Here is a 251-nt window from a genome sequence, read left to right as displayed (position 1 = left end):
CCAATAACTATTTGCAGAAACGAAATAACCCAAAATAGGAATTTCATTATTTATAAATAACATTTTATCCTTTATTTGCTCTTGTACATTATTATCTAAATTTTCGTATAACTCTGTTTTAAAAAAATCTTTTTTAATTCTTTTAAACTTAGATTTAATAATATTTATATTTTTTATCATTTTAGAAATTTTACTAATTCTATACTATTTTTACTAAGTTCTCGATAAGTGTAACCTAATATTCGTGCACC

At 20.7% G+C, this 251-nt stretch carries 1 protein-coding gene; it reads right to left on the bottom strand.

The window, feature by feature from the left end; genetic code table 11:
* The coding region (locus SB772_RS43810) for a hypothetical protein (protein ID WP_410839005.1) at nucleotides 1–180 on the bottom strand (180 nt) is incomplete at its 3' end.
* Between the last annotated feature and the right edge of the window lie 71 nt (nucleotides 181–251).

The sequence above is a fragment of the Paraburkholderia sp. SIMBA_030 genome (genome assembly GCF_046535245.1).
Classification (GTDB): domain Bacteria; phylum Pseudomonadota; class Gammaproteobacteria; order Burkholderiales; family Burkholderiaceae; genus Paraburkholderia.
This window is presented reverse-complemented; position numbering and strand designations above follow the sequence as displayed.